We start from the raw sequence: 9,405 nt of genomic DNA, 5'->3' as shown, positions 1-9,405 counted from the left end.
ATTTACCAATCTTCTTTTAGTTTTTTTTCTTTAAATAAACGGAAGTTGCCTGTTGCTAGGCGGTTTTTTGTTTTTTCTTCGATTCTGTCGTGACAGGGGTTGCACATATATGTATGGATAGGACGGTTTCTTAATCGTTTGGCGATTAGTGTTTCATCATTGATTGATTCAATTTTATCACAGAGTACACACTTAACTCTCATTTCTCCACCTCAGCTGTTGAAATCTTCTTTTAAACAGTATAGCATAAATATGGAAGAGCTAAATATGATTTCACATATTGTATATTTGGAGGGATGGTTATTGGCAAATCGTGTAGAGTCTACGCTTACTGCAGATTTATATGATTACCTTCAACGAGAAAGGTTTCTTACATTAGCGACGGTTGATTATGAGACAGGTGGGCCGAATGTTCATGCTCTTTCTTGGGTGTATTCACCTCATCCACAATGCGTTCGATTTGCCATTGACAATCGATCTAGAATTGTGGAGAACATAAGAATGAATCCGCTAGTTGTCTTAACATTAATTGCTGCTGAGAGTACGTATTCCATAAACGGAAAAGCTTTTATTAAAGAAGAAAAAATATTAAATATTCCATTAAAACTGGCATTAGTCGAATTAGAAATAAGTGAAGTAAGAGATGTTATGTTCTATGGCTCAAAAATATTAGCCGGTCCGAAATATGAAAAGACCTATGACTTAGAGGCGGCTACTAAGCTTGATCGTCAAGTAATGGAGGCTTTAAAAAAGACCGTTATTGTATAGCTGTTTAGCATGTGGCTTCTTAGTAGTATGATCTTGATCCCATGCAGACCGTTAAGTGAAAGCAGCTCATCGCTGCTTTTTTATTTTTCCTGTTTTCGTGGAATTAAGGTGAAACATGATGAAATAACTTTTTAAATCGTGAAATAACTAAATTTATCGTGAAAAAACCAATCAACATGCTGAAATATAGGATATTTTCGTGGAATTGCCGAATAGGTGTTGCCCAAACAATCCAATTATCACAATTGTAGGGCAGTAGTAAGGAAATTTACTTGCATGCGCTTATCATCTGATTAATAAGATAAACAACAACGAGATAATAACCAAAAAAAAGCTTAGTAAAATACATTACTAAGCTTTAATCATTCGGATTTGGTACCTTTGGGTTATTGCGATCTTTTATGTGATTATTGGATTGATCCTGTTGTTCCTTATCAAGTTCTTTTTCTTTTCCTTCTGGTAGCTGATTTTCACTAGTCTCTGTTGGTTCTTGCTGATTATTCTCAAAGATATCTGCAGGTAGTTCTGGCATTAATCTTCCTACAATTGCTGAAAGCTCGTCCATAATACCTCTAATCGGGCGACCTTGCTGTATTTCATTCCCCATTTCCTTCAGTCTTACCGTGGTGTCAGGGTCTGCAATGACAATGGCATTTGCTCCGTGTGGATCATGCTTTAAGCTTTCTGCTACAGAGTATTTGATTGTTCCAACTCTTGAACGATCTATTTTTGAGTTTACGTCAATCCCTACAACTGCAAGGTCACCTACAACAAGAGCTGTAGCATCATTTACATTAGGGACACTAGATGCAAGACTCACCAAATTTTCTGCGATTTCTTCTGCACTTCGGTCCTCATCTTTAGCACTTACTTGATTTTTAACTTGAATTGGTGATTGCTCATTACTCTTTTTAGTTGTTTGGGCCTCATTACCTGCACACCCACTTATAAACAGTGAGAAAAGCAATGCTGTATATATCATGTACTTCAAGTATCTTCACTCCTTTTTGACATTATTCTTAACTTGCTATTACTAATATTGTTTAATATTTCTTCTATCTTTATTCATGTACACATATATTAAAGCAGGTGGTGTACCAGCAGTGTTCAACTGTTTTTACACACAGTTTTCACTCCTTTATTAAAAAAACGGTAGGCAGTGTTGCTATCGTAAGCTGCAGATTATAACGGTTTTATATAGACCTTCATATCCTATATAAAGGCGCGTTATATACAAAGAAAAAGCGGAGTCAGGAGGCGGAAATTTGAGTAAAATCTATGTACTCGACACAAATGTATTGTTGCAAGACCCCCTGTCTATCTTCTCTTTTGAGGATAACGAAGTAGTTATTCCAGCAGTAGTCTTAGAAGAGGTAGATTCGAAAAAACGAAATATGGATGAAATCGGAAGGAACGCAAGACAAGTTTCCAAAATGATTGACAAGCTAAGAGAAAATGGTCGATTACATGAGAAGGTACCGTTAGAAAATGGGGGTACTTTCCGTATTGAACTAAATCACCGTTCTTTTCACCAACTGCAAGAGATTTTTATTGAGAAAACAAATGATAATCGGATACTAGCAGTAGCGAAAAATCTTTCACTCGAAGAAGAAACAAAAGAAAATGGACGGCCTGTCATTTTAGTAAGTAAAGATGTACTAGTGCGAGTAAAGGCAGATGCTTTAGGGCTCCAATCTGAGGATTTTCTAAGTGACAGGGTTGTAGAATTGAATCATATTTACACTGGTTATCTTGAACTTTATGTACAAACTGATGTGCTTAACCGGTTTTATGAGAAGGGAGAAATTCTTACATCAGAACTGGCAAATCATCCTTTTTATCCTTATCAATTTGTCATCTTAAAGGATGCCCTTGTTCATTCTGGTTCTGCAGTAGGGATGGTAGATCCAGCTTGTAAAAAAGTGAAAAAATTGGTTCATAATAATGAGCCTATTTGGGGAATAAAACCAAGAAATGTACAACAAATTATGGGACTAGAATTACTGCTACGAGAAGATATTCCACTTGTAACATTAATGGGGAAAGCAGGAACAGGAAAGACTCTTCTTGCTCTTGCAGCTGGTCTATTACAAACAGAAGATTTAGGCATCTATAAAAAATTACTTGTAGCAAGACCTATCGTACCGGTTGGAAAAGATATTGGCTTCTTACCTGGAGAAAAGGAAGAAAAGCTACGACCATGGATGCAACCTATATTTGATAATCTTGAATATCTATTTAATACAAAGAAACCAGGTGAGTTAGATGCCATATTGGCTGGCATGGGCTCTATTGAAGTAGAGGCTCTAACGTATATACGTGGAAGAAGTATACCTGAACAGTTTATTATTATAGATGAAGCTCAAAATTTAACGAAGCATGAAGTGAAAACAATCCTAACTAGAGTTGGTGAAAAAAGTAAGATCGTGCTAATGGGAGATCCAGCGCAAATTGATCATCCTTATTTAGATGAATACAATAATGGATTAACTTATGTTGTCGAATCGTTTAAGGATCAAAAAATCAGTGGACATGTTCGCTTTGTGAAGGGGGAACGTTCAGGTCTTGCTCAGCTTGCTGCAGACTTGTTGTAGTTTGTTCAACTAAAAAGATGCCTTCAAAAAGATTCCCTTCAAGATGCGGGTGTATACTTTTTAGTACAACCCTTTAAAAAAAGGTCCTACACATTGTGTGGGACCTAAGTTACGATATGATTGATTACTCAATTATGAGAGCAGTGATATGCTTTAATGGGTTTTCACGATTTGAACCATCTCCAAAATAGAAGTGCGCGGGTCCATCTTCAGTGAGTGGTTTACCATTTTTTGAAAATCCGAATAAACCGTTATAAACCTCTTCGAACGTTAACACATAATCTTTCTCAGTGGTCTTAACGATAACTTGTGATGCAGTTGGATCAGGTAAAGCGTTTTCTAGAAAATATTTTACCGGTATACCAAATGTACCAGTTAATAGCTTTTCTTTTTCGTACTTTTTGCTAGTATTTTTGTTAGAGGAAGGCAACTGTGCCCCTTCTTTAATTTCACGATCCCAATGCTCAGATACAGCCTTAGTATATACCGAGAGTTCGTCGAGTTCTTGACTTTCTTGGTCAAAATATGTAGTTAAATCAACCTTACGCTCATCAAAAATCCAAACACTTGGATCTATTGTAAGTGAGAACTTAACTTTTCCTTTTAGAAGAATAATTGATTCCAATTTGATCCACCCTTTTGTATTCTGATTGAAAAGTACTAAATATAAGTATACTTATTAATTCTTCTTTTGGCTAACGGAGAGATCTGATTCAAGATCGTTGCTGAAAGTAAAGGAGCAAGATCTAACCATTTTTGAACAGAATAAGAGTATATTAAAATTAGGTTATATTGTATAGACTTATTAGGGTATTTCTAGCTATTTTTCTTGCATTTTTTTAAATATCACGATAAGATTTAAGGAACAAGTTTGCAATCGCCCTTAGAACGGAGGGATTCTATTGACGCCAGAGATTGCGATTGACCATCGCGAAAAAGCATATGAATTGTTAAAAGCAGATGCAGAGAAAATATTAAAGTTGATCAAGGTGCAAATGGATAACTTAACCATGCCTCAATGTCCTCTTTATGAAGAAGTTCTTGATACTCAAATGTTCGGACTATCTAGAGAGATTGACTTTGCTGTTAGATTAGGTCTTGTAGAAGAGAGCTTGGGCAAAGAACTCATAGATAAGTTAGAAAAAGAACTTTCAATACTGCACGATGCATTTACAAATAAATAGGTTACCAATTAAAAACTCTAACTGTTAATCTAATAGTTAGGTTTTTCTTTTTTTGGGGGGGAACTGTTAGATGCAAACCCAAAAGAGTAAGAAAATTATAATTTTTTAAGGGATTTTGTCCCAACGCGTAATCTTTTTATAGTAAAATAAGATAAACTACGAAATAAGGAAGATCCTGATGCTGAAAAAAATGTTTCAGTTATACGATTATTCAATCGTTATTGCTCTATTACTATTATGTTCCTTCGGTCTTATCATGGTTTATAGTTCAAGTAGTATCATTGCTGTATCAAGATATGACTATCAATTTGATCATTTCTTTGTAAGACAACGCTTTTCACTGATCGTCGCATTTATTGCTTTTATAGTCATGATGATTGTGCCTTATCGCTTATATTTTAAATTATTTAAAATCATAGCATTTGGCTCGATTGGAATGCTACTTTTAGTATTTATGGTCGGGGAAACTGCTCAAAACGCACAGAGTTGGATCTCTTTAGGTCCTGTACAAATTCAACCAGGAGAATTTGTAAAGATAGGGGTAATTATATATTTAGCGGCTATATTTTCAAAGAAACAAACATATATTAATGATTTTGGTACAGCCGTACTTCCGCCTTTAATATTTACCGTTATTATCTTTGCTTTAGTTTTCTTTCAGCCTGACCTTGGAACAGCAGCACTTATTGCCATGATTGCAGTTGTTATGACTTTATGTTCGGGTATGAATATGAAAAATGTTCTGAAGTTACTAGGACTTGGAGGGTTAATATTAGGAATACTTATTCCCTTTGCTGTTAAGTTTGAAGTCCTTTCAGATGAACAATTATCTCGCTTTGGTGCTGCCTATAACCCTTTTGCTGATCCATTAGGAGATGGGCTGCAACTGATAAACTCTTATATAGCAATTGGGTCCGGTGGGGTTTCTGGACTTGGATTAGGTAATAGTATACAAAAATCAGGTTTCTTGCCAGAAGCGCATACTGACTTCATTATGGCAGTTATTTCAGAGGAATTAGGTATCTTCGGAGTTGGCTTTGTCCTTTTATTACTCTGCTTTATTGTAACAAAAGGATTCTTACTCGCTAGAAAATGTGATGATTCATTTGGAAGTTTATTAGCGATTGGAGTATCTAGTATGATTAGTGTACAAGCATTTGTTAATCTAGGAGCATTAACTGGGTTACTTCCTATCACTGGTGTACCTTTGCCGTTTGTTAGTTACGGGGGATCATCCCTTTTAGCTTTAATGATGTCGATGGGAATACTAGTAAATATTTCAATGTTTGTTAACTACAGAAAGCACAAAAGCTTACACCAAGACATAGCAGCATAGAATAAGAAGGCTTCTGTAAATTTAGAAGATCCTTCAATTTACATATTACTGTTATCAAAAAGGAGTGGCAGCAAATGACAACTAAAATTGAAAAAGTATTAGTAGCAAATCGAGGGGAAATAGCCATCCGAATTTTTCGGGCTTGCACAGAGCTGGATATTAGAACAGTTGCTATTTATTCAAAAGAGGACGCTGGATCCTATCATCGCTATAAGGCAGATGAAGCATACCTTGTTGGTGAAGGGAAAAAACCAATTGATGCATACCTAGATATTGAAGGGATCATTGAGATTGCGAAGGAAAACGGAGTACAGGCAATTCATCCTGGCTACGGTTTTCTATCAGAAAATATCCATTTTGCTAGAAGATGTGAGGAAGAAGGAATTATCTTCATTGGTCCAAAATCCGGACACCTTGATATGTTTGGTGATAAGGTAAAAGCAAGAAAGCAGGCTATCCTTGCCAATATCCCTGTTATACCTGGAAGTGATGGTCCTGTTTCGGATTTATCCGATATCGTTGATTTTGGTAGAACTCATGGATATCCACTTATGATTAAAGCGGCTCTTGGTGGTGGCGGCCGAGGGATGAGAATTGTTCGAAATGAATTAGGTGTAAAAGAGGCGTACGAAAGAGCAACATCTGAAGCAAAAGCGGCATTTGGTAGTAGTGAAGTTTATGTTGAAAAATTCGTTGAAAATCCAAAGCATATCGAGGTGCAGATATTAGGAGATGCTAGTGGCAATATTGTTCACTTATTTGAACGTGATTGCTCTGTCCAACGTAGACATCAAAAAGTCGTTGAACTTGCTCCAAGTGTTTCTTTATCAGACGAATTAAGAATGCGTATTTGTGAATCAGCTGTTGCGTTAATGAAAAATGTAAATTACATAAACGCAGGTACGGTAGAGTATTTAGTAAAGGGTGATGAGTTTTACTTCATTGAGGTTAATCCTCGAGTACAGGTTGAGCATACAATCACTGAGATGATTACAGGAGTTGACATCGTTCAAACTCAAATCTTGCTTGCAGAGGGGCATTTGCTACATAGTAAAAAAGTCGGAATTCCACCTCAAAATGAAATTAAAACACATGGATATGCTATTCAATCTCGTGTGACAACAGAAGACCCATTAAACAACTTTATGCCTGATACAGGAAAGATTATGGCATACCGCACAGGCGGAGGGTTTGGAGTAAGACTTGATGCTGGTAATGGTTTCCAAGGGGCGATTATTACGCCACACTATGATTCATTATTAGTCAAACTTTCAACATGGGCTCTAACCTTTGACCAAGCTGCAGCAAAAATGACGAGAAACTTAAAAGAGTTCAGAATTAGAGGGATTAAGACTAATATTCCATTCCTTGAGAATGTGATGAAGCATAAGGATTTTCTTTCTGGTGTATACGATACTTCCTTTATTGATACGACTCCTGAACTATTCGTATTTCCTAATCGTAAAGACCGTGGAACGAAAATGCTTTCCTACATTGGTACTGTAACGGTTAATGGTTTTCCAGGTATTGAAAAGAAGAAAAAACCTGTATTTGAAAAACCGAGAATTCCTAAGGTAAAGTTAACGGAACCTGTTCCAAGTGGAACAAAACAAATTTTAGATGAGCGTGGAGCAGATGGACTCGTAAAATGGGTTCAAGATCAAAAAGATGTACTCTTAACAGATACTACATTCCGTGATGCTCACCAATCTCTTCTTGCAACTAGGCTGAGAACGAAAGACCTTTTAGCCATTTCAGAACCAACAGCTAGATTATTACCTGATTTATTCTCATTAGAGATGTGGGGAGGAGCAACGTTTGATGTTGCCTATCGTTTCTTAAAAGAAGATCCTTGGGACAGATTAATTAGTCTACGAGAGAGAGTTCCTAACCTACTATTTCAGATGCTCTTACGTTCATCCAATGCTGTAGGATATAAAAACTATCCGGATAACTTAATTAAAGAATTTGTAGAAAAGTCAGCCCAAGCTGGTATTGATGTATTCAGAATCTTTGATAGCCTGAACTGGGTGAAAGGGATGACCTTAGCTATTGACTCTGTTCGTGAATCAGGTAAGCTAGCAGAAGCAGCCATCTGTTATACAGGGGATATAGGTGATTCAACAAGAGTAAAATATGATCTTGATTATTATGTGTCTATGGCAAAAGAGTTAGAAGCAGCAGGAGCACATATATTAGGGATTAAAGATATGGCCGGCTTACTAAAGCCGCAAGCGGCCTATTCCTTAGTTTCTGCACTTAAGGACACTGTTTCTATTCCAATACATCTTCATACACATGATACAAGTGGTAATGGTATCTTCACCTATGCAAAAGCTATTGAGGCGGGTGTTGATATTGTTGATGTAGCTGTTAGTTCAATGGCTGGTTTAACTTCACAACCAAGTGGGAATTCACTTTATTATGCTTTAGAAGGTTCAAGCCGGAACATTCGTGTGAATAACCAAGCGTTAGAACAGTTATCACATTATTGGGAAGATATTAGAAAATATTATGCTGATTTTGAAAGTGGAATGAATGCACCTCATCCAGAAGTGTATATGCATGAGATGCCAGGTGGACAGTACAGTAATCTTCAGCAACAGGCTAAAGCTGTAGGGCTTGGTGAAAAATGGGATGAAGTAAAAGTGATGTATCGCCGTGTTAACGATATGTTCGGTGATATCGTAAAAGTAACTCCTTCGTCCAAAGTAGTTGGAGATATGGCCTTATATATGGTTCAAAATGATTTAACCGAGGATGACATATATGAAAAAGGTGAAGTATTAGATTTCCCTGATTCAGTAGTAGAACTTTTTGAAGGATATCTCGGTCAACCACACGGTGGTTTTCCAAAAGAGCTTCAACGAATTATCCTTAAAGGGAAAGAACCAATTTCTGTACGTCCTGGAGAATTGCTTGAGCCGATTCATTTCCATGAATTAAAGGAATCTATTTTTCATACACTTAATCGCCAAACAACAAGCCATGAAATGATTTCATATGCGTTATATCCAAAGGTATTTATGGATTACCAAAAAGTAGTGGATGAGTATGGTGATGTATCAGTTCTTGACACTCCAACATTCTTCTATGGAATGCGACTGGGTGAAGAAATTGAAGTAGTGATCGAACAAGGTAAAACACTCATTGTTAAGTTAGTTTCAATAGGTCAGCCACAAGCTGATGGAACACGTGTTGTGTATTTTGAGCTAAATGGCCAACCGAGGGAAGTACTAATAAAAGATGAAAGTATTAAATCAACGGTAGCAGTAAATAAGAAGGCTGACCGTACAAATCCTGATCATATTGCTGCAACTATGCCAGGAACAGTTGTTAAGGTTCTAGTCAAGAAAGGTGAAAAAGTTGAAAAAGGGGATCACTTATTGATTTCTGAAGCCATGAAGATGGAGACAACTGTTCAAGCCACCTTCTCTGGAACGATAAAAGAAATACATGTAACAGACGGAGCGTCAGTACAGACTGGTGATTTATTAATAGAATTAGCCAAATAAAAAAAAGC

At 36.6% G+C, this 9,405-nt stretch carries 8 protein-coding genes; 5 read left to right on the top strand and 3 right to left on the bottom strand.

Translation table 11 applies throughout. The features are described from left to right. Positions 1–2: 2 nt before the first annotated feature. A complete protein-coding gene (locus LT143_RS04640) occupies positions 3–203 on the bottom strand; it encodes a YlaI family protein (protein ID WP_246940354.1) in 201 nt (66 codons plus the stop codon). Positions 204–303: 100 nt separating this feature from the next. Here LT143_RS04640 and LT143_RS04635 point away from each other — a divergent pair, with 100 nt between their 5' ends. Beyond that, a complete protein-coding gene (locus tag LT143_RS04635) occupies positions 304–768 on the top strand; it encodes a pyridoxamine 5'-phosphate oxidase family protein (RefSeq protein ID WP_246940352.1) in 465 nt (154 codons plus the stop codon). A 358-nt stretch (positions 769–1,126) separates the two neighbouring features. Here LT143_RS04635 and LT143_RS04630 read toward each other — a convergent pair whose 3' ends face one another. Then, a complete protein-coding gene (locus tag LT143_RS04630) occupies positions 1,127–1,759 on the bottom strand; it encodes a YhcN/YlaJ family sporulation lipoprotein (RefSeq protein WP_246940349.1) in 633 nt (210 codons plus the stop codon). A gap of 274 nt (positions 1,760–2,033) precedes the next feature. On the opposite strand from LT143_RS04630, the gene LT143_RS04625 reads away from it, so the two are divergent. Beyond that, a complete protein-coding gene (locus LT143_RS04625) occupies positions 2,034–3,362 on the top strand; it encodes a PhoH family protein (RefSeq protein ID WP_246940346.1) in 1,329 nt (442 codons plus the stop codon). Between the two features lie 124 nt (positions 3,363–3,486). Here the strand turns inward: LT143_RS04625 and LT143_RS04620 are convergent, their stop codons facing one another. Beyond that, a complete protein-coding gene (locus LT143_RS04620; protein ID WP_246940343.1) occupies positions 3,487–3,987 on the bottom strand; it encodes a peptidyl-prolyl cis-trans isomerase in 501 nt (166 codons plus the stop codon). 277 nt (positions 3,988–4,264) lie between these two features. Here LT143_RS04620 and LT143_RS04615 point away from each other — a divergent pair, with 277 nt between their 5' ends. The 3 genes from LT143_RS04615 (at position 4,265) to pyc (ending at position 9,397) form a co-directional block, all read left to right on the top strand. Further along, the gene (locus LT143_RS04615; RefSeq protein WP_246940340.1) at positions 4,265–4,546 is read left to right on the top strand and encodes an Fpa/YlaN family protein; all 282 of its coding nucleotides are present in this window, start codon (positions 4,265–4,267) and stop codon (positions 4,544–4,546) included. A gap of 178 nt (positions 4,547–4,724) precedes the next feature. Beyond that, positions 4,725–5,882 (top strand): FtsW/RodA/SpoVE family cell cycle protein, encoded by a 1,158-nt coding sequence (locus LT143_RS04610; RefSeq protein ID WP_246940337.1) that lies wholly within the window; start codon positions 4,725–4,727, stop codon positions 5,880–5,882. Positions 5,883–5,956: 74 nt separating this feature from the next. Beyond that, positions 5,957–9,397 carry a pyruvate carboxylase gene (pyc, locus tag LT143_RS04605; protein WP_246940334.1) on the top strand — a complete coding sequence of 1,147 codons (3,441 nt, stop codon included), beginning with the start codon at positions 5,957–5,959 and terminating at the stop codon, positions 9,395–9,397. Positions 9,398–9,405: the final 8 nt, after the last annotated feature.

Origin of the sequence: Bacillus pinisoli, assembly GCF_023036475.1 — a bacterium.
GTDB classification, from domain to species: Bacteria; Bacillota; Bacilli; order Bacillales; family SA4; genus Bacillus_BS; species Bacillus_BS pinisoli.
Note: the sequence above shows the minus strand (reverse complement) of the source record. Positions and strands in the feature narration are given on the sequence as shown.

What these genes read in the sequence shown, in the direction of transcription:
- LT143_RS04640 (WP_246940354.1), bottom strand. Translation starts at nt 203, where the DNA reads ATGAGAGTTAAGTGTGTACTCTGTGATAAAATTGAATCAATCAATGAT.
- LT143_RS04610 (WP_246940337.1), top strand. Translation starts at nt 4,725, where the DNA reads ATGCTGAAAAAAATGTTTCAGTTATACGATTATTCAATCGTTATTGCT.
- pyc (WP_246940334.1), top strand. Translation starts at nt 5,957, where the DNA reads ATGACAACTAAAATTGAAAAAGTATTAGTAGCAAATCGAGGGGAAATA.